This is a genomic window from Yoonia sp. R2-816, assembly GCF_046762905.1.
Taxonomy (GTDB): domain Bacteria; phylum Pseudomonadota; class Alphaproteobacteria; order Rhodobacterales; family Rhodobacteraceae; genus Yoonia.
Genome location: NZ_JBKQXN010000311.1, coordinates 201,144 through 218,917, shown reverse-complemented (window position 1 = coordinate 218,917; position 17,774 = coordinate 201,144). Strand labels below are relative to the sequence as shown.

Genomic DNA, 17,774 nt, shown 5'->3' with positions numbered 1-17,774 from the left:
CGTCAGGTAGGGTCCATCGCCCTTCTTGCCTCAGCGTCTACGGAAGGTCAGGTAATGCGGTGTGCGGCCCTCGCGCAGCGCCTTTTGCTCATACCGGGTCGACAGCCAGTCATCCCACGGTTCGCGCCAATCGGCAGGCCGCTCTGCCAGCCAGGTGAACCCCTGCTTCGGCACTTCTTCCAGGGTCTGACGGACATAATCGGGAATATCTGTCGCTACCCGAAACACGGCCCCGGGCTTCATCACGCGCGCCAGCGGTTCCAGATGTTCGGGTGTCACAAACCGGCGGCGGTGATGGCGCTTTTTCGGCCATGGGTCAGGGTAGTTCAGAAAGACTTTGCTGACCGACTGGTCCGGCAGCACATCAAACAGATCACGCACATCGCCGGGATGGATCGCCAGATTGGTCACGTCCGCATTGCGCACCTTTCCCAGCAACATGGCAACCCCGTTGATATAGGGCTCGCAACCGATCAGCCCGATATCGCGGTAGCGGTCCGCCATATGGACCAGATGCTCGCCCCCGCCAAATCCGATCTCGAGCCAGATATCCTTGCCGCCGAACAGCGCATTCAGGTCGAGCGGGTTACGGTCCGGGTTCTCTTCCCAACTGACCGGGCCGGGGGACAAGGGGGCCAGATCATTTTCCAGATAATCCTGCTGACTCGCGCGCATTGTCTTGCCGCGAAAGCGGCCATAGAAATTGCGCCAAGGCGCGCCGGAGGGATGTCTGGTCTTGCTCATGTCGCGGCTTTAGCAAGCGCGGCCAGCCTGCGCAATCGGCGGGTGGGTCAAGACCCACCTTACGCCGTGGGAACGCCGGGTTTGCCGCAGCGTAAGATGGGCTTTAACCCATCGCCCTTCAGATCGCCTTTTTCAAGGCGTCAACCAGATCGGTCCGTTCCCAGCTAAACCCACCATCGGCGTCAGGCTCGCGGCCGAAATGGCCGTAGGCTGCGGTGCGTTCATAGATCGGCCGGTTCAGGCTCAGATGCTGGCGGATACCGCGCGGCGTCAAATCCATGACCTGTGCCACGGCCTTTTCGATGTCCGCAGGGCGTACATCGCCGGTCCCATGGGTGTCAGCATAGATCGAAAGCGGTTTGGCCACGCCAATGGCATAGCTTAGCTGGATCGTGCAGCGCTCGGCCATTCCCGCGGCCACTACGTTCTTGGCCAAATAGCGGGCCGCATAGGCCGCAGAGCGATCCACCTTGGTCGGGTCCTTGCCGGAAAACGCACCGCCACCATGCGGGGCGGCCCCGCCATAGGTGTCGACAATGATCTTGCGCCCGGTCAGGCCCGCATCACCATCCGGGCCGCCAATCACGAATTTGCCGGTCGGGTTCACCCACCATTCAGTGTTTGCGGTGATCAGGCCCTCTGGCAGGACCTCCCGAATATAAGGTTCCACGATGGCGCGAATATCCGCGCTGCTTTGATCCGCGTCACTGTGCTGCGTGGACAGCACAATCGACGTGACCTCAACCGGTTTGCCCCCGGCATAGCGCAACGATATCTGGCTTTTGGCATCCGGGCGCAATGTCGGCTGTTCGCCTGATTTACGCACCTCAGCCAAGCGGCGCAGGATCGCATGGGCATACTGGATCGGGGCGGGCATCAGCGCGTCAGTTTCGGTCGTGGCATAGCCGAACATAATCCCCTGATCCCCGGCGCCCTCATCCTTGTCGGCGGTCGCATCCACACCTTGGGCGATATGGGCCGATTGTTCGTGCAGCAGATTGGTGATCTCGCAGGTCGCGTGGTGGAATTTGTCCTGCTCGTAGCCGATATCCTTGATGCAGGCGCGGGCGATCTCGTCGATCCGGCCCATGTAATCCTTCAGCTTGGCCTGATCCGCCAGGCCAACTTCCCCCCCAATGACAACCCGGTTCGTGGTTGCAAAGGTCTCGCAGGCGACCCGCGCTTCGGGTTCTTCGGACAAAAGCGCGTCAAGCACCGCATCAGAAATACGGTCACAGACCTTGTCAGGGTGTCCTTCGGAAACGGATTCCGAAGTGAAAATGTAGTCATTTCGTGCCATGGGGAAGTGCTCCATTGAATTTCCCTGTCACGCCAGGAAGCCGTTGTGACAGAACCAGCCTCCCCTCTATGGGGTGAGGCAAGCCGCGTCAATCGCTATTGCGACGAACGACGACATAGAGACCCAAGGTTAAGAAAATGAGCATCAGAAGGAACGGCCATTCACCCCAGCGCGCATAAGGCGTTATGGGCAGAGCCGCCGGAAGCGGCGCGTCGATGACGCCATCAATGCCCAGCGGTATTTCGGCGATGATCCGACCGCGCGCGTCGATCATCGCGCTGACCCCGGTGTTGGCCACCCGCACCATTGGCAATCCCTGCTCAATCGCGCGCAGACGCGCCTGCGCAAGATGCTGATAAGGTCCCGCTGCCTGCCCGAACCAGGCGTCGTTGGTGATCAGTAACAAAAGACGCGGCCGGTCGGGACCGCGATAAATCTCCTCAGCGAAGATGCCTTCATAACAGATCAGCGGCACAGCCCCACCGATGCCTGGCAAATCGACCAACCCAGCATCCCGACCAGGAGCAAAGCCGCTGCCCATCCTGTCGGCCAAGCCAGTCAGCCCCATCGACCGCGCAAGCGCCCCACCGGGCATGTATTCTCCGAACGGGACCAGATGCCGCTTGTCATAAATCTGGGCAATCTCTCCCTCAGGGTTCAATGCGATCAGACTATTGTAGAAACGTCCTTCCGTATCGCGGCGCTGGATACCAAAAACCAGCGGTGCGCCGCGGGCGGCATCCGCCAACACGCTCAAATCATTCTCAATGAAGTTCAAAAGCGTCGGCACAGAGGTTTCGGGCCAGACAACCAGATCAGGGATGACCCCGGATTCAGTAAAGCTGACAAGGCGCTGCAGGAAGACATCCCGATATGCCGGATCCCATTTCAGATGCTGTGGGGCATTGGGTTGAGCAAGGCGCACAATAGGCGCGTCAGCAACCGGCGCAGGAGCGGGACCTGTGCGAAACCACAACCCCACCGCCACGATAGCCACAAGAACAATCGCGCCACTCCAACGGCGCGTCACCACCAGCACGACGCCCCATCCGGTCAATACGGTCACAAGCGTCAGCAGATGTGGTCCGCCAAAGGCTGCCAGTTGCGCAATTGGCGTCGGGACCCAGATATGGCCCAGAAGCGCCCAGGGAAATCCGGTAAGTATCAGGGATCGTGTCGCTTCCGCCCACGCCAGCCCCAGCCCCAGCATCAGCGCGCTCCGCGGTGCCAGACGAGCCGCACCATAAGCGGCGACTGCCCAGAACAGACCCGCCCCCGCTGCCATGAGCGTCACAGCAAACGGGGCCATCCAGCCGTGACGGGCCACATCGACCAGAAACGGCTCAACGATCCAACGCAATGACAATGCGAAATAGCCTGCGCCAAAAGCCCAAGCTTGCAGGGTCGCCGCACGGGTGGTTTGCGTTCCCTGATGGGCCAGCATCAAGGCCGCAATACCAATGATCGTCGCAGGCCAGATATCAAGTGGGGCTTGCCCCAAACCGGCCAGCACACCAAGTGCACCCAACAGGGTCAACCGCATCCGTGCCGACATCGCGCCAAAGCGCGCAGGCAAATCAGGCATGTTTGGCGCCGGGCAAACGGACCCGCAGCCGCTTGATCCGGCGGGGGTCGGCATCGACAACCTCGAATTCCGGGCCGTCGGGATGCATGATCACCTCGCCCCGGGCCGGCAAATGTCCGGCCAGCATGGTCGCCAAACCACCCAGCGTGTCGATCTCTTCCTCGTCGATCTCTTCATGGGCGGTCAGTTGCATCCCGATCTCGGCCTCGAAATCTTCCAGCTCGGTCCGGGCCTGCACCATGTAGACACCTGGCTTTTCCATCACCCAGCTTTTGGCCTCTTCGATGTCATGTTCATCTTCAATCTCGCCCACGACCTGTTCGATCAGGTCTTCGATGGTGACCAGCCCGTCAGTGCCGCCATATTCGTCGATGACAAGAGCCATGTGGATACGCTCGGCCTGCATTTTCTGCAGCAGCACACCCAGCGGCATCGACGGCGGCACAAACAATAGCGGGCGCAGCATGTCGGCCAAATCCATGTCCTTGCTGTCGCCATTGAACCCATGGCGCAGGGCAAAGTCCTTGAGATTGGCAATGCCAATGGGGGTGTCCAGCGTGCCGTCATAGACTGGCAGGCGGGTCAATCCGCTGTCGCGAAACACCTTGACCAGTTCGTCCTTGGTGGCGGTGACCGGCACCGCCACAATATCCGTCTTAGGAATCGCCACATCTTCTACGCGCATCCGGCGCAAGTTGAGCATGCCAAGCATGCTGCCTGCCGGTTTTACGGTCTGGCTCGGCGTGTCCTCGGGTGTTGCCGGGCTGGCTTCGGGCAATAACGCGTTACGCAATCGGGCAAAAATGCCCTGTTTCTGATCATTCTGGTCCGGAGGCGCGCTTTGCGCTGCCATAGATGGACCGTCGCCGGTATCGCCCATTTCATCCTATCTCATGCGGGCAAAATCGCCCGACTATTCACTATATGGGTCAGAAATACCCAATTTGCCAAGTATCTCTGTTTCCAACCCTTCCATCAAGGTGGCGTCGCGGTCACGCTCGTGGTCGAAACCCAGCAAATGAAGCGTGCCATGCACAAGTAAATGAATTGTGTGGTCCTGCGATGATTTGCCAGCAACAGCAGCCTCGCGCTCGCAGGTGTCATAGGCAATAGCAATGTCACCAAGCTCAGTATCCTGCCCAGGTTGCGGGGCAAGCGGCATTTCGCCATCCACCGCCGCCGTCCGTTCATCAGACGGCCAGCTCAGCACGTTTGTGGCTTTCTGTTTTCCGCGAAAATCCGCATTCAGCGCGGCAATGCGCGCATCATCGCAGGCGAGAATGCTGATTTCGAAAACCGATGGCTCCAGCCCCAGACGGGTCAGCGTGGCATCGGTTGCTGTTCGAGCCAACGCGTCAATGTCGCCCCAGCGCATATCCTCGACAACGCAATCAACCGTCATACGGGGCCAGCTTGCTCAAGCCGTCTCATCTTTCTCATAGGCCTCGATAATCGCTGCAACCAACGGATGACGGACCACATCCTTTGATGTGAAGTAGTTAAAGCTGATCTTGGGGATGTTTTTCAGCAACCGCTCCGCATCCCACAGCCCGGAATTCACGCCGCGCGGCAAATCAATCTGGGTGCGGTCGCCAGTGATCACCATGCGGCTGCCTTCACCCAGACGGGTCAAAAACATCTTCATCTGCATGGTGGTCGCATTCTGCGCCTCATCCAGCACCACAAAGGCATTGGACAATGTCCGGCCGCGCATGAATGCCAAAGGTGCAATCTCGATCACCTTTTCCTCGATCATCTTGGCGGCCTGCTTGCCGGGCAGAAAATCGTTCAGCGCATCGTAAAGCGGCTGCATGTAAGGATCGACCTTGTCCTTCATATCGCCGGGCAGATAGCCCAGCTTCTCTCCCGCCTCGACCGCAGGGCGGGACAGGATGATCTTGTCCACATGGCCGCTAATCAGCATGTTCACACCGACGGCCACGGCCAGATAGGTCTTGCCCGTCCCCGCCGGGCCGATGCCAAAGGCCAGTTCATTGTCAAACAGCGATTTCACATAAGCCTTTTGTGCATCGGTGCGCGGTTCGATCAGCTTCTTGCGGGTCTTGATTTCGACCCGGGCAATCGACGCATCGCCCTTAAACAACTCAATCTGATCGCCATCGCGCGCGGGCCCTCGCACCGTTTCCGGGCCCATGCGCAATTCACGATCAATATCACCGGGTTCCAGCGACCGTCCGGCCTCCAGCCGGGAATAAAGCGATTTCAGCACCTCCACTGCGTCCTGACGCGGTCCATCCTCGCCAATCACGGCAAGCTGATTGCCGCGCCGCAGGATCTGCACGCTTAGCTTGTCTTCGATGATGGTAAGGTTGCGGTCATATTCGCCGCACAGGTCGATCAGCAGGAAATTGTCGGGAAATTCCAACAGGGATTCTGTGACATCTTCAGCGGGTGGGGTCAGGGCACCAGTGGCCAAACAGCTCTCCTTTGAGTCTCTATGCTAGGTATCGTGGCAAGACCAGCCGGACGACGCAAGCGTTGGTATAGAAATGTCACGCATTTGAGACGAAAAACTCTGAATGCCCGGAAATTTTGCGCATCAGACTTTTCAAAAAGTCTGAACAAATTCCTTATAAGGAATTTGGCACCTGCGGATAATGTCAGGTGATCAGCCGTCCTTTCAATGAATTGGGGCTGTCTTCGACCACTTTCACAGCGCGAACCTGTCCTACTACCTCCGCCGGCGCATCAGCATAGACAGCATGCAGGTATTCGGATTTGCCAATCATCTGGCCCACTTCGCGCCCCGGCTTCTCGAACAGGACCTTCACCTCGCGCCCCACCATGGAAGCCTGCGTCGCCCGTTGCTGCTCACGCAAAAGCGCCTGCAACCGCTGCAGGCGGTCATTCATCACATCCTCGGGCAGTTGCGGCTTTTCAGCAGCCGGGGTGCCCGGGCGGGTGGAGTATTTGAACGAATAGGCCTGTCCATAGTGCACGTCACGCACCAGTTGCATGGTGTCTTCGAAATCCTCATCCGTCTCTCCGGGGAACCCCACGATGAAATCACCAGACAGCAGAATATCGGGGCGGGCTGCGCGAATGCGTTCAATCAGCCGGATATAGCTGTCGGCGGTATGTTTGCGGTTCATCGCCTTCAGGATGCGATCCGACCCAGACTGCACCGGCAGATGCAGATAAGGCATCAGCTTGCCGCAGGTCCCATGCGCCTCGATCAGCGCATCATCCATGTCATTGGGATGGCTGGTCGTAAAGCGGATGCGTTCCAGCCCGTCGATCTTGTCCAACTGCCAGATCAACCCGGCAAGCCCCTGGTCGTGGCCGTGATAGGCATTCACATTCTGGCCGAGCAAAGTAATCTCGCGCACGCCTGCATCGACCAGTTCCTGCGCTTCACGCAGGATGCGATCCGCCGGGCGCGATACCTCTGCCCCGCGGGTATAAGGGACCACGCAAAAGGCACAGAATTTGTCGCAGCCTTCCTGTACGGTCAGAAATGCCGTCGGGCCACGCTTGGCCTTGCTGCGCGCCTTAAGCGTGTCGAACTTGTCATCCTCGGGGAAATCGGTGTCGAGCGCCTTGGCCCCTGTCTGGATCGCATCATCCATGGCAGGCAAGCGGTGATAGCTTTGCGGCCCCACCACCAGATCTACCAGCGGCTGACGGCGCATGATCTCTTCGCCCTCGGCCTGTGCGACACAGCCCGCCACGCCGATTTTCAGATCGGGCTTTTCCGCCTTCAGACCCTTGAAGCGCCCCAGTTCGGAATAGACCTTTTCTGCCGCCTTTTCGCGGATATGGCAGGTATTCAGCAGGATCATATCCGCATCATCGGGGCTTTGTGTTTCTACATATCCCTTGCCGCCCAGCGCCTCTGCCATGCGTTCGCTGTCATAGACATTCATCTGACAACCATAGGTCTTGATATACAGCTTTTTCGGCGCGGACATGTGCGGGCTCATTATCGGGGTGAATTGCAGGCCTTCTAGCCGCTTGGGGGGATGCTTGCAATGCAAGGCAAATTAGCCGAATTTGCGCCCGACCCTGATAACCCGGACCCGATGCATTATCTCAACCTGCCCGCTCTGATTAACGACCTCAAGCGCAGTCCGCCCACCGGGCCAATTGCGCTGGTTTTGGTCGAGGACGGTATAGAGGTCCAGAGCACGATCACCCATTTGCAAAAGGCGGGCTTTGCGCGGGTCATCACCTTTGCGCCTTCTGACATGGCTTTGCCAGAGGATCTTGACCGGGTTGACCATGCCGTCCTCACGGATGCGGCTTTGCCTGAGATCGTGAACGCCGTTATGGCAGCTGTGCCCGATATCTGGCTACATTACTGCTACAACGCGGAATATCTTTTCTATCCGTTTTGCGAACATCGCAGCGTGGGCGAGATGACAACCTTCGCGATGGAGGAACGGCGCGATAGCATCTTGACCTATGTGGTCGATCTTTATGCAGGCGACCTGCAACATGCGCCGCTGGCAGTGGCGCGTGACGATGCGTTTCTGGACCGGTCAGGCTATTACGCCTTGGCCCGGACCGATGAAACCGGTGCGGCACTGGAACGGCAGATGGATTTCTACGGTGGCCTGCGCTGGCGGTTCGAGGAACACGTCCCCTACCACCGTCGCCGCATCGACAGAGTCTCGCTTTTTCGGGCGGTGCCAGGGCTGAAAATGTTGCCGGACCGGCTATTTAATGTGCCAGAATACAACACCTTTGCCTGTCCCTGGCATAACAACCTGACGGCTGCGGTCTGTTCATTCCGCACAGCCAAGGCGCTGAAACGCAATCCCGGCAGCCGATATCAGATCGAAAGCTTTCACTGGCAGAATTCGGTTCGGTTCAACTGGCAATCGCAGCAGCTTTTTGACCTCGGGCTAATGGAACCGGGCCAATGGTTTTAAGGGGTGATGGGTCAAGACCCATCTTACGATGTTGCAACGATGAATGGGGCCATTCACCGGGGCGCTTGACCAGACCGGCATGGACCGGCGCAGATGCAATCACATGCATATGCAGGTCGAAATCCTGCTCATCGCGGATGACATGCTCCCAGAACCGGCGCTGCCATATCCCCTTTTCCCCTCGTTTTGATTGGCTGGGTGCGACATGGTCAGGAGCCGGGACATGCCGGGAAAACGTGGATTTGATCAGCCGCCAACGCTTGGAAAATGCCGCATCATCGGGCGGCAAGGTCCAGATCATGTGCAGCTTGCTGGGCAGGATCACAGCGCCCGCAATCTCGAACGGCCAGCGTTTCATGCAAATCCGGGTGGCATTGCGCAAAAGATCAATGCGTGCCGTTAGCAGATCAGAATTCTGGTCCTGCAACCGAACAGTAAAGAAATAGGTGCCACCAGGGACATATCGCCGTCTGTAATGCGTCATCCGGCAAATCTGCGCGGTCAGGGTTAATGGGACGTAAACAGACGCCACATCGTAAGATGGGTTTCAACCCATCCTTCGCTACGCTTTGGGCAACTCCGCATCGTCAATCGCCAGCGCCTGTGCGCCGGTCAGATTGGCCAGGGCAATATCCGCCCTCCCCTTCACCAGCCATGACACACCAAAGGCCCAAATGCCGATCGCCTCGAATACAAGCACCGCCTTGGTATCTACAACCAATTGCTGTGCCGCCCCACTGCCATAGATCTTGATCGCCGAAGCCGCCGCAATCGCCACTAGCATCACGATAATCACCCAGCCGCAGGCCAGGTAAATCGGACGCCGCCGCTTCTTTGCCGTGCGCGCGAATTTATAGCAAAAATGCGCAAGACAGCTGAAAAACACCAACGCAGACAGATAATGCAACATCGGATGCGTGCCGAGCATCACCCCGGCCTCGCGCAGGATCACCAGCTTCTCTTCCGGCCCCTCGTTAGGAAAAAGCGCCACACCAAAGGCAGAGAGCCCCGCCACGGTGGCCACCCAGTTGTCATCGAATAATTCACCATCCTGCAGTTGATAACCCCGATAGGAGATCAGGAAGACACCGATAGCACACAAGGTCCCCACAAAGATGTCGCGATAGACGGTATGATAGAAGTCGCTGATGGATGGCTCGATACTGCGGTCATAAATCAGCCCGCCAACAATCAGCACAACCGGCAGGAAAATGCCTAGCAACCCAAGTGCCGTCCGCACCCGGTAGAACGATAGAACCATTTCATCGCGTTTTTGTTCAACCATTGGTCAGCCCCAGTGCCCGTCGCGCGAAACGATGGGGCGAATAATCCAATGATTCAAGGTCTGTAAATCCTGACCCAGATCGGGGCGTGACCTATTTGCGTCGCAGACGGATCACAACATCGACCGATGCAATCTCGGCCCCGTTCGGCGCTTGCGGGACGCGCGTGATCTCAAGCTGATCGGCGGGCGCGTCGGTCAGGCTTGCATCGTCTTCCCAATAGAAATGCGGGTGGTCAGTCATGTTGGTGTCGAAATAACTTTTCGAGCCGTCCACAGTAATCTCGCGCATCAAACCTGCATCGCAGAAGGCACGCAGCGTATTGTAGACCGTCGCAAGCGATACTTTCTCGCCCGCATGGGACGCTGCATCAAACAGGCTTTCGGCTGTGACATGGCGATCCTGGCCGTCACCGATCAAAAGTCCCGCAAGTGTCATACGTTGTCGGGTCGGCCGAAGCCCGGCCCCTGCCAACCAGTCTGCGCTGCGCTGTGTTTCAATCTCTGTCATGGTCGCCCAAATGCTGCCTATCCCTTAATATGGGGGAAATGTGCCCCGGATCAATTGCAAATCGTTCTCAATTCTTCAAATACGGCGCAGACTTGCCCTCATAAACCCCGCAATGCTAGAGGTCGGCGACCGTAGCAGCCAAGAATGAGACCCGTAAGATGGCGCAATACCCCAGCAGCTTTGACAAAGAGGACCTGCTCAAATGTGCGCGGGGTGAACTTTTCGGCCCCGGCAACGCCCAATTGCCCGCACCGCCCATGCTGATGATGGACCGGATCACCGACATTTCCGGCGATGGCGGCGCGCATGGCAAGGGCCATGTGCTGGCCGAATTCGACATCACGCCAGACCTTTGGTTCTTTGACTGCCACTTTCCCGGCAATCCGATCATGCCCGGTTGTCTGGGCCTTGACGGGCTGTGGCAGCTGACCGGCTTCAACCTCGGTTGGCGGGGCTGGCAGGGGCGCGGCTACGCGCTTGGCGTGGGCGAGGTCAAGCTGACGGGCATGGTGCGTCCCGACCGCAAGATGCTGACCTACAAGATCGATTTCACCAAAGCGATCCAGACCCGCCGCCTGACGATGGGTGTCGCTGACGGGATTGTTGAGGCGGATGGCGAGGTGATCTATCAGGTCAAGGACATGAAAGTGGCGTTGTCAGAGAGTTAGGCGAACATCGCGTTTTCAAGCTGACGAAGGACCGTAGGCTGCATAAACCTCTGCGGCGGTCATCGTTTCTGTCTTCTCGGCCAAAGTATAAAAGGGCGGCTTCTCGTCGATAAAAACCTGTAGGGACAGATGCAAATCTGACTGCTCGTTCAGAAGCCCTGCGGCTATCTGGAATTCGTCACTATCGATGATGTGATAAAACAAGTTCGACCCGCATTGCTTACAGAAACCACGTTCAGCCCAATCGGATGATCGTATCGTGCTGATGTTGTTTTCGCCTTCAAATGTCACGTTTTCGCAAGACACCTCGAAATACGGCCCTGATGACCATCTGCGGCACATGTTACAATGGCAGGCAGCCACTTCTGGCGCTTTCGCAGTGCCCTTAACGCCAACTGCGCCGCACATACATCTTCCAGTAATCTTCAATTCCTGTGGCATGACCTGATCTCACATGCTTTGCGGCAAAGACTTCTGCCCGCCAGACTGTCAAAAACAGCGCCGCCACAGTTTGATCCAAATCATTTTTGACTGCAAAAGGTCGGAAAACGGTAAATCTGGACTCCATCCAATCACCCCCTCAAAACGCACGAATACCCACTGCCACTTGCCCCCTAGCCCCCTCTCCCCTACTAAACAAAAAAAGCATCTATGGGAGCAGTCATGCGCCGTGTCGTCATTACTGGATTGGGTATCGTCTCGCCCATTGGGAATAATGCAGCTGAGGCCACTGCTGCGCTGAAGGCAGGCAAGTCTGGGATCGAGGCGTCGCCCGAGATGGCCGAACACGGGTTCCGTAGTCAAGTTGCGGGCACGCTCAAGATCGATGTGACCGAGCATGTGGACAAGCGGACATTGCGCTTCATGGGTCCGGGGGCCGCCTATGCGCATATCGCGATGCAGCAGGCGATTGCCGATGCGGGGCTGGATGAGGATGTGATCTCGAACCCTCGCACCGGTCTGGTGGCTGGCTCCGGCGGGCCGTCAACGTCGGCCATGCTGACCGCACACGAGGTTGTCAAAACCACCGGTGCGACCAAGCGGATTGGGCCGTTTGCGGTGCCGAAATGCATGTCCTCCACGATCTCTGCCAACCTGTCCACGGCCTTTAAAATCAAGGGAATCAACTATTCGATCACCTCGGCCTGTTCAACAAGCCTGCACTGTATCGGCAACGCGGCTGAACAGATCATGATGGGCAAACAGGATGTGATGTTTGCAGGCGGTGGCGAGGAGCTGGACTGGACCCTGTCCTGCCTTTTTGATGCAATGGGTGCGATGTCATCGAAGTATAACGACACGCCGGAAAAGGCATCGCGCGCATTCGACGCCAATCGCGACGGTTTTGTCATCGCGGGCGGCGGCGGGATTGTCGTGCTGGAAAGCCTGGAACATGCGCAGGCGCGCGGCGCCAAGATCTACGCAGAGGTGACAGGTTTTGCCGCCACGTCTGACGGGCACGATATGGTCGCCCCATCCGGTGAAGGCGGTGAGCGGGCCATGCGGCTGGCGCTGGAAACCATCCCCGAAGGCAGAAAAGTCAGTTATATCAATGCACACGGCACCTCTACCCCCGTCGGTGACGTGGGTGAGGTTGAGGCCGTGCGCCGGGTCTTTGGCCAGGGTGCGACGCCGCCGATCAGCTCTACAAAGTCGATGACAGGACACAGCCAAGGGGCCACCGGTGCGCAGGAGGCGATCTATTGCCTGCTGATGTTGCAGGATGATTTCATCGCCCCATCCATCAATGTCGAAACGCTCGATCCCGCGCTTGATCCAGCCGAGATCGCGACGCAACTCGTTGAAAATGCAGGGCTTGATACGGTGATGACCAATTCCTTCGGGTTTGGTGGCACCAACGGGTCCATGCTGCTTTCCAAATTCCAAGGATAGACCAATGACCATTTCGATGCAGGGAAAACGCGGCCTGATTATGGGCGTGGCCAATGAACGATCCATCGCATGGGGCATCGCCAAAGCGATGCACGAGGCCGGGGCAGAACTGGCGTTTTCGTATCAGGGCGAAGCATTTGGCAAGCGTCTGGAACCACTGGCGGAAAGCGTCGGGTCGGACATCATGGTTGATGTGGACGTGACTGATGATGCCAGCATGGATGCGGCATTTGGGCTGCTCAAAGAGCGCTGGGGCAGGCTGGATTTTGTGGTCCATGCCATTGCTTTTTCAGATAAAAATGAGCTGACGGGCCGTTTCATCAACACCACGCGCGACAACTTCAAGACCTCGCTTGCGATCTCTTGCTATTCGTTCATCGACGTGGCCAAGCGGGCGTCGGAACTGATGCCGGATGGCGGCACGCTGCTGACCCTGACCTATCAGGGATCGAACCGCGTCACCCCGTTTTACAACGTCATGGGGGTCGCCAAGGCCGCGCTGGAAAGTGCAACGCGCTATCTGGCCAACGACCTTGGCCCGCAGGGCATTCGGGTCAATGCGATCAGCCCGGGACCGATGAAAACCCTTGCTGGGGCGGCGATTGGCGGCGCGCGCCGGACCTATAAGCATACCGAACAAAACACGCCGCTGCGCGCCAATGCCACGCTTGAGGCGGTGGGCGGTACGGCTGTTTATCTGGCCTCGGATGCGGGCGCCTGCACCACGGGCGAGATCATTCGCGTAGATGGTGGTTTCCACGTTCTGGGGATGCCGCAGCCCGATCATCTGGTCTGAGACCACGCAACGTTCGGTGGTCTTTTGAGGGGTGCGCAACACCCCTTTGATCCGAATCAGCGCGCGCGCCATTAATGCAGGGGTTTTCGCGGAAATTGCCGGTCGGCATCGCGTCGGCAAAACGTCGGACTTGCGTCGGACCCCTGGCGGGCATTTGGCCGGATTAACGCGCCGCGCGGTGCGAGTGTTAAGCCGCCGTTAGTATTCCAGATCGAAGGCCGCGACATCAAGCGGCTGGTTGATACGCACATTCACCTGTTCGATCGGTCCACGCCGGAGCACCAGGACAGAGGATGGGTTGCCGTGGTAGTAATAGCTGACCTGATCCGAACCATCGTTTGTCCGCCCCGCAACGTGGAACCGTTGCAGTGGCAGCCCTTCAGCGTTAAGCGCAAAGACTGCGATTGTGCTATCCTGATCGCGCCGCGATATACGTGCCCAGTCTTGGTCGCCAACGAGGCTTTGAAGCAGGGCGCCATCGACGGTCACCCGGTTGCCGGTCACTGATATCCCGGCAGGCAGTTGATCCAGCGTGAAGGTTTCGCGCGACAGCGCTGTCAGAATGTTCACCACAACCTCGCCCGTGACCCGTTCGGGCGGTTGAGGGAAAGCATCCGGTTCGAAGCGGATCGCCGTCGATCCCACCTCGTATATTTGCCAGTCATCATGCGCGATATCGCGATTGGCCCGGCCAAAATCCATGTCGCCGGATCGCTCCATCCGGCCAAATTCACCCATAAAGACATCGCTGATACGAGGTGGCAGGATGTATCTGACCGCATCCCTGTCCTGCCAGACGGATAAGGCATTCTGGACCTCGCCCGCATCCCAAAGATCCGGCGTGTTGTCGGCCAGATACATCAGCTGTGGATCAATGATCTCGGACGGTTGTGAGAGATTGGGCAGATCGGTTGTTTGCGTATCCGGTACAAAGACCGGCAAAACCAGATCGCGTGTCAGCGTCCGCGCAAGCCGAAAATCGGCAAGGTAGACATCAAGCGTGCCAATCTGGCCCTGAAAGCTGGAACGGGTGATCAACGCCGGCCCGCCATCCAGCAGACGCTCGGCCTGTTGCGCGGCATCTGGGGTATCGTCCAACGCGATGATATCCTCGATCGCTGTGCGAAATGCGTCGATATCAGCAACATCATTGCTGGTTTGTTTGATAGTTACAATCGGATGACCGTTACCATCGCGCGCGCCCAGATCCACGGTCAGCATCCCGCCTTTGACCTGGCCGCCATCGGTACGGGTGACCGTTACTTCGGCATATTGGGGCGTGATATCTGTGATGGTAACACGGTAATCATCATAGGTCTGGGTCGCACCGATGCGTGGTGCGGGAAATGACAACACCCGCAGATCAGATGGCACCTTTAGCTCTACCTGCAAATTGGCCCTGAGGGGAATGGCGCTGCCAGCCTTATCCCGTCCGAGAATATCGACGCCATCATATTGATTGGCCCGTGCCATCAACACATTTTCATGAGGTGCATTCTGCCGCTGCACGGCCAGCGTTCGACCGTCGGTCAGTTCAACGGATTCCCAGCGCACGACATCACCGAAACGGTAGCGTAAAGGTTTTTTGAGATTGATCTCTTTGGGATCAAGACTGTCTTCCCAAATGGCCCGCAGACTATCGATATAGTTTTCGGCAAAACTGTTCAGGTCGGCGTAATGACCGATGGTCGCCATATCGTGGGGATCGTAGCTGATCCCTACAGGCGGATAGGCCCGATCCAGCAGAAGGCTGCGGGTGGAGACATATGCGAAGTTGGCGGCAAACAAATGCTCTTTCACATCTTCGTTTTCCACGGCGCGCATGCGGTCATGCAGCGGTTCGAGATCTGCGTAAAACGCTTCTTCGGCGTTATATGCATCGACCTGACTGGGTGGAGATGTGAATTGCAGTGAGGCCCAGGTCGCGGCCCCTGCCACGGCTAGCCCGGCCACGAGGCCAATAATCGTCTTCTTCAAGGTCGTCTTTCCTTTGGCCGTCGACCCAACCTGGTCCGAACACTCGCTAACAACACATGTCAGGCCGCGTCGATCCCCATGATTTCGATGGCAAAGATCAGGTCCTTGCCCGCCAGCGGGTGGTTCGCGTCAAGCGTCACTTCTTCCTCGGTCACTTCGGTCACGGTCACCTGCACCACCTGCCCTTGCGGGGTCTGCATCTGCAGTTGCGTGCCGGGGTCAAGCGGGATGTTTTCGGGGATTTCGGAACGGGGCACGGCCTGCCGTGCGGCGGGGTTGCTGGCCCCATAGGCCTGATCGCAGGGCACCTCGACGGTTTTCTTGTCGCCTACCGCCATGCCGGGGATGGCCGCATCAAGGCCGGGGATGATCTGGCCGGAGCCGACCACAAATTCCAGCGGATCGCGCCCGTCGGAGCTGTCGAAGGTTTCCCCGTTTTTCAGCGTGCCTGTGTAATTGATCCGGACGGTATCGCCTGCTTTGGCCTGGCTCATCGATATGCTCTTTTCATGCAAACTCTGGTTGCGCCGCACGCTACGCGCCCTGTCCTTTCATTGCAAACGCCTTTGCCCCCTTTTCCCCGACCTGTTGCCGTGACACGATGCCCATCAAGCAGGAGGGGTAAATGCCGATCACCACATGTGTTTTTGATGCCTATGGCACGTTGTTTGACGTGAACGCGGCGGCTGCACAGGCGGCTGAGGAACCGGCACATCAGGCCTTGGCCGCCGTCTGGCCCGCGCTGGCCCGTGATTGGCGGCTGAAGCAGCTACAATACACCTGGTTGCGTGCCGTCGCCGGTCAGCATTGCGATTTCTGGCAGGTCACGCAGGACGGTCTGGACTGGGCGATGGAGGCAAATGGATTGGCCGATGATGCCACCCGCGCCCGGTTGCTGGAACTCTACTGGGAACTGGCCGCCTACCGCGAAGTGCCCGCGATGTTGCAGACATTAAAGGATCGAGGCTTGACGACCGCGATCCTATCGAATGGCTCACCTGATATGCTGGAGGGTGCCGTGTCATCTGCCGGGATTGGCGAAGTGCTGGATGCCGTGCTGTCGGTGCAGTCCGTTGGCGTCTTCAAACCGCATGACAAGGTCTATGATCTGGTCGGCGATCATTTCAGTTGTACCCGGTCGGAGGTTTTGTTCGTGTCATCGAACGGATGGGACGCGGCGGGCGCCGCCGGTTATGGCTTTCAGACGGTCTGGGTGAACCGGGCGGGCGAACCCATGGACCGGCTTTATGCCTCACCCACACATGTCTTGTCTGACCTGACCAAGATACCGGAGCTTGTCTGATGCCCTATTTTCAAAGCAACGATGGTGTGCCGCTGCACTATCTGGATGAGGGGGAAGGTCTGCCCGTGATCGCACTGGCCGGGCTGACCCGCAATGCAGCCGATTTCGATCACGTTGCCCCGCATTTGCCGGTCCGCCTGATCCGGCCTGACTATCGTGGTCGGGGCAAATCCGACTGGGCGGATTACACCACCTACACCATCCCGCAGGAAACGGAGGATGTTCTGGCGCTGATGGACTATCTGGGGTTGGACAAAGCCGCGATCCTTGGAACCTCGCGCGGGGGCCTGATCGCGATGATGCTCGCGGCCACGGCCAAGGACCGCCTGATCGGGGTCGCCCTGAACGATATTGGCCCCGAAATTTCGCCGGTAGGTCTCGAGATCATCAAGAATTACATCGGTCGCCGACCCGAGCAGAAAACTTATGCCGAAGCGGCCGAATTTCGGGCGCGCAATTGGGTTCATTTCAAGAACGTGCCACTGTCGCGCTGGCTGGCCGAGGTAAAGGCGCATTACGAGGAGACGCCGGACGGGCTGGTCCTGCGCTATGATCCCAAGCTGCGCGATGCGGTGCTGGAAGCGGGTGCACAACCGGCGCCGGACCTGTGGCCGCTCTTTGATGCGCTTCACGGTCTACCGCTCGCGTTGATCCGCGGGGCAAACTCGGACCTGCTGACCGCAGCCACTGCAGACAAGATGGAGGAACGTCGCGCGGATATGATCCGCGTCGATGTGCCGGGACGTGGCCATGTGCCGTTTCTGGATGAGCCCGAGGCGCTGGATGCACTGCACCGTTGGTTGGAGAGGCTGCATTGAAT

20 protein-coding genes and 1 riboswitch are annotated in these 17,774 nt (G+C 58.3%); of the genes, 6 read left to right on the top strand and 14 right to left on the bottom strand.

The annotated features are described in order from the left end of the window. Positions 1–30: 30 nt before the first annotated feature. The 7 genes from trmB to miaB form a co-directional block, all read right to left on the bottom strand. Entirely contained in the window at positions 31–744 is a 714-nt protein-coding gene (gene trmB, locus ACFWW2_RS18910) for a tRNA (guanosine(46)-N7)-methyltransferase TrmB (protein WP_393930645.1), read from the bottom strand. A 118-nt stretch (positions 745–862) separates the two neighbouring features. Next, positions 863–2,044: a methionine adenosyltransferase gene (metK, locus tag ACFWW2_RS18905; protein WP_393930643.1), complete on the bottom strand. Its 1,182-nt coding sequence runs from the start codon at positions 2,042–2,044 to the stop codon at positions 863–865. A gap of 7 nt (positions 2,045–2,051) precedes the next feature. Next, positions 2,052–2,099: riboswitch (SAM-SAH riboswitch) on the bottom strand. A gap of 33 nt (positions 2,100–2,132) precedes the next feature. Continuing rightward, positions 2,133–3,629 carry an apolipoprotein N-acyltransferase gene (gene lnt / locus ACFWW2_RS18900; protein WP_393930641.1) on the bottom strand — a complete coding sequence of 499 codons (1,497 nt, stop codon included), beginning with the start codon at positions 3,627–3,629 and terminating at the stop codon, positions 2,133–2,135. Continuing rightward, the gene (locus ACFWW2_RS18895; protein ID WP_393930639.1) at positions 3,622–4,509 is read right to left on the bottom strand and encodes a CBS domain-containing protein; all 888 of its coding nucleotides are present in this window, start codon (positions 4,507–4,509) and stop codon (positions 3,622–3,624) included. The genes lnt and ACFWW2_RS18895 overlap by 8 nt, the downstream gene beginning before the upstream one ends. A gap of 33 nt (positions 4,510–4,542) precedes the next feature. Continuing rightward, entirely contained in the window at positions 4,543–5,031 is a 489-nt protein-coding gene (gene ybeY / locus ACFWW2_RS18890; protein ID WP_393930637.1) for an rRNA maturation RNase YbeY, read from the bottom strand. Between the two features lie 15 nt (positions 5,032–5,046). Beyond that, positions 5,047–6,066: a PhoH family protein gene (locus ACFWW2_RS18885; RefSeq protein WP_393930635.1), complete on the bottom strand. Its 1,020-nt coding sequence runs from the start codon at positions 6,064–6,066 to the stop codon at positions 5,047–5,049. Positions 6,067–6,250: 184 nt separating this feature from the next. After that, positions 6,251–7,561 carry a tRNA (N6-isopentenyl adenosine(37)-C2)-methylthiotransferase MiaB gene (miaB, locus tag ACFWW2_RS18880; protein WP_393930633.1) on the bottom strand — a complete coding sequence of 437 codons (1,311 nt, stop codon included), beginning with the start codon at positions 7,559–7,561 and terminating at the stop codon, positions 6,251–6,253. A gap of 111 nt (positions 7,562–7,672) precedes the next feature. Between miaB and ACFWW2_RS18875 the strand changes: the two genes are divergently transcribed. Further along, complete coding sequence (locus tag ACFWW2_RS18875) at positions 7,673–8,524, top strand: hypothetical protein (protein WP_393931455.1); 852 nt, start codon at positions 7,673–7,675, stop codon at positions 8,522–8,524. Here ACFWW2_RS18875 and ACFWW2_RS18870 read toward each other — a convergent pair. The 3 genes from ACFWW2_RS18870 to irrA all read right to left on the bottom strand — a co-directional run bounded on the left by ACFWW2_RS18870 (position 8,463) and on the right by irrA (position 10,317). After that, a complete protein-coding gene (locus tag ACFWW2_RS18870; protein ID WP_393930631.1) occupies positions 8,463–9,008 on the bottom strand; it encodes an REP-associated tyrosine transposase in 546 nt (181 codons plus the stop codon). The two genes, ACFWW2_RS18875 and ACFWW2_RS18870, sit on opposite strands and share 62 nt — an antisense overlap. A 78-nt stretch (positions 9,009–9,086) precedes the next feature. Next, complete coding sequence (locus ACFWW2_RS18865; protein ID WP_393930629.1) at positions 9,087–9,809, bottom strand: hypothetical protein; 723 nt, start codon at positions 9,807–9,809, stop codon at positions 9,087–9,089. 91 nt (positions 9,810–9,900) lie between these two features. Beyond that, the gene (irrA, locus tag ACFWW2_RS18860; RefSeq protein ID WP_393930627.1) at positions 9,901–10,317 is read right to left on the bottom strand and encodes an iron response transcriptional regulator IrrA; all 417 of its coding nucleotides are present in this window, start codon (positions 10,315–10,317) and stop codon (positions 9,901–9,903) included. A 158-nt stretch (positions 10,318–10,475) separates the two neighbouring features. Between irrA and fabA the strand changes: the two genes are divergently transcribed. Beyond that, complete coding sequence (gene fabA / locus ACFWW2_RS18855) at positions 10,476–10,985, top strand: bifunctional 3-hydroxydecanoyl-ACP dehydratase/trans-2-decenoyl-ACP isomerase (protein WP_393930625.1); 510 nt, start codon at positions 10,476–10,478, stop codon at positions 10,983–10,985. 15 nt (positions 10,986–11,000) lie between these two features. Here the strand turns inward: fabA and ACFWW2_RS18850 are convergent, their stop codons facing one another. Both ACFWW2_RS18850 and ACFWW2_RS18845 read right to left on the bottom strand, forming a co-directional pair. Then, positions 11,001–11,393: a GFA family protein gene (locus tag ACFWW2_RS18850; RefSeq protein ID WP_393931453.1), complete on the bottom strand. Its 393-nt coding sequence runs from the start codon at positions 11,391–11,393 to the stop codon at positions 11,001–11,003. After that, on the bottom strand, positions 11,371–11,553 hold the full coding sequence (locus tag ACFWW2_RS18845; RefSeq protein WP_393931485.1) for a hypothetical protein: 183 nt from the start codon (positions 11,551–11,553) through the stop codon (positions 11,371–11,373). The genes ACFWW2_RS18850 and ACFWW2_RS18845 overlap by 23 nt, the downstream gene beginning before the upstream one ends. A 95-nt stretch (positions 11,554–11,648) precedes the next feature. Here ACFWW2_RS18845 and fabB point away from each other — a divergent pair, with 95 nt between their 5' ends. Beyond that, a complete protein-coding gene (fabB, locus tag ACFWW2_RS18840) occupies positions 11,649–12,878 on the top strand; it encodes a beta-ketoacyl-ACP synthase I (RefSeq protein ID WP_393930623.1) in 1,230 nt (409 codons plus the stop codon). A gap of 4 nt (positions 12,879–12,882) precedes the next feature. Beyond that, on the top strand, positions 12,883–13,674 hold the full coding sequence (locus tag ACFWW2_RS18835; RefSeq protein ID WP_393930621.1) for an enoyl-ACP reductase: 792 nt from the start codon (positions 12,883–12,885) through the stop codon (positions 13,672–13,674). Between the two features lie 198 nt (positions 13,675–13,872). Here the strand turns inward: ACFWW2_RS18835 and ACFWW2_RS18830 are convergent, their stop codons facing one another. Both ACFWW2_RS18830 and ACFWW2_RS18825 read right to left on the bottom strand, forming a co-directional pair. Beyond that, positions 13,873–15,651, bottom strand: coding sequence for a hypothetical protein (locus ACFWW2_RS18830; RefSeq protein ID WP_393930619.1), 1,779 nt, complete (start codon positions 15,649–15,651; stop codon positions 13,873–13,875). Between the two features lie 59 nt (positions 15,652–15,710). Beyond that, a complete protein-coding gene (locus tag ACFWW2_RS18825; protein WP_393930617.1) occupies positions 15,711–16,145 on the bottom strand; it encodes a peptidylprolyl isomerase in 435 nt (144 codons plus the stop codon). Positions 16,146–16,276: 131 nt separating this feature from the next. On the opposite strand from ACFWW2_RS18825, the gene ACFWW2_RS18820 reads away from it, so the two are divergent. Both ACFWW2_RS18820 and ACFWW2_RS18815 read left to right on the top strand, forming a co-directional pair. Next, positions 16,277–16,954 (top strand): haloacid dehalogenase type II, encoded by a 678-nt coding sequence (locus ACFWW2_RS18820; RefSeq protein WP_393930615.1) that lies wholly within the window; start codon positions 16,277–16,279, stop codon positions 16,952–16,954. Then, on the top strand, positions 16,954–17,772 hold the full coding sequence (locus tag ACFWW2_RS18815) for an alpha/beta fold hydrolase (protein WP_393930613.1): 819 nt from the start codon (positions 16,954–16,956) through the stop codon (positions 17,770–17,772). Before ACFWW2_RS18820 ends, ACFWW2_RS18815 begins: the two co-directional genes overlap by 1 nt. Positions 17,773–17,774: the final 2 nt, after the last annotated feature.

Bases quoted from the DNA above. Each gene is read 5' to 3' on its own strand.
- trmB (WP_393930645.1), bottom strand. From the start codon at position 744: ATGAGCAAGACCAGACATCCCTCCGGCGCGCCTTGGCGCAATTTCTAT.
- metK (WP_393930643.1), bottom strand. From the start codon at position 2,044: ATGGCACGAAATGACTACATTTTCACTTCGGAATCCGTTTCCGAAGGA.
- lnt (WP_393930641.1), bottom strand. From the start codon at position 3,629: ATGCCTGATTTGCCTGCGCGCTTTGGCGCGATGTCGGCACGGATGCGG.
- ACFWW2_RS18895 (WP_393930639.1), bottom strand. From the start codon at position 4,509: ATGGGCGATACCGGCGACGGTCCATCTATGGCAGCGCAAAGCGCGCCT.
- ybeY (WP_393930637.1), bottom strand. From the start codon at position 5,031: ATGACGGTTGATTGCGTTGTCGAGGATATGCGCTGGGGCGACATTGAC.
- miaB (WP_393930633.1), bottom strand. From the start codon at position 7,561: ATGTCCGCGCCGAAAAAGCTGTATATCAAGACCTATGGTTGTCAGATG.
- ACFWW2_RS18875 (WP_393931455.1), top strand. From the start codon at position 7,673: ATGCATTATCTCAACCTGCCCGCTCTGATTAACGACCTCAAGCGCAGT.
- ACFWW2_RS18870 (WP_393930631.1), bottom strand. From the start codon at position 9,008: ATGACGCATTACAGACGGCGATATGTCCCTGGTGGCACCTATTTCTTT.
- ACFWW2_RS18865 (WP_393930629.1), bottom strand. From the start codon at position 9,809: ATGGTTGAACAAAAACGCGATGAAATGGTTCTATCGTTCTACCGGGTG.
- irrA (WP_393930627.1), bottom strand. From the start codon at position 10,317: ATGACAGAGATTGAAACACAGCGCAGCGCAGACTGGTTGGCAGGGGCC.
- fabA (WP_393930625.1), top strand. From the start codon at position 10,476: ATGGCGCAATACCCCAGCAGCTTTGACAAAGAGGACCTGCTCAAATGT.
- ACFWW2_RS18850 (WP_393931453.1), bottom strand. From the start codon at position 11,393: ATGTGCGGCGCAGTTGGCGTTAAGGGCACTGCGAAAGCGCCAGAAGTG.
- ACFWW2_RS18845 (WP_393931485.1), bottom strand. From the start codon at position 11,553: ATGGAGTCCAGATTTACCGTTTTCCGACCTTTTGCAGTCAAAAATGAT.
- fabB (WP_393930623.1), top strand. From the start codon at position 11,649: ATGCGCCGTGTCGTCATTACTGGATTGGGTATCGTCTCGCCCATTGGG.
- ACFWW2_RS18835 (WP_393930621.1), top strand. From the start codon at position 12,883: ATGACCATTTCGATGCAGGGAAAACGCGGCCTGATTATGGGCGTGGCC.
- ACFWW2_RS18825 (WP_393930617.1), bottom strand. From the start codon at position 16,145: ATGAGCCAGGCCAAAGCAGGCGATACCGTCCGGATCAATTACACAGGC.
- ACFWW2_RS18820 (WP_393930615.1), top strand. From the start codon at position 16,277: ATGCCGATCACCACATGTGTTTTTGATGCCTATGGCACGTTGTTTGAC.
- ACFWW2_RS18815 (WP_393930613.1), top strand. From the start codon at position 16,954: ATGCCCTATTTTCAAAGCAACGATGGTGTGCCGCTGCACTATCTGGAT.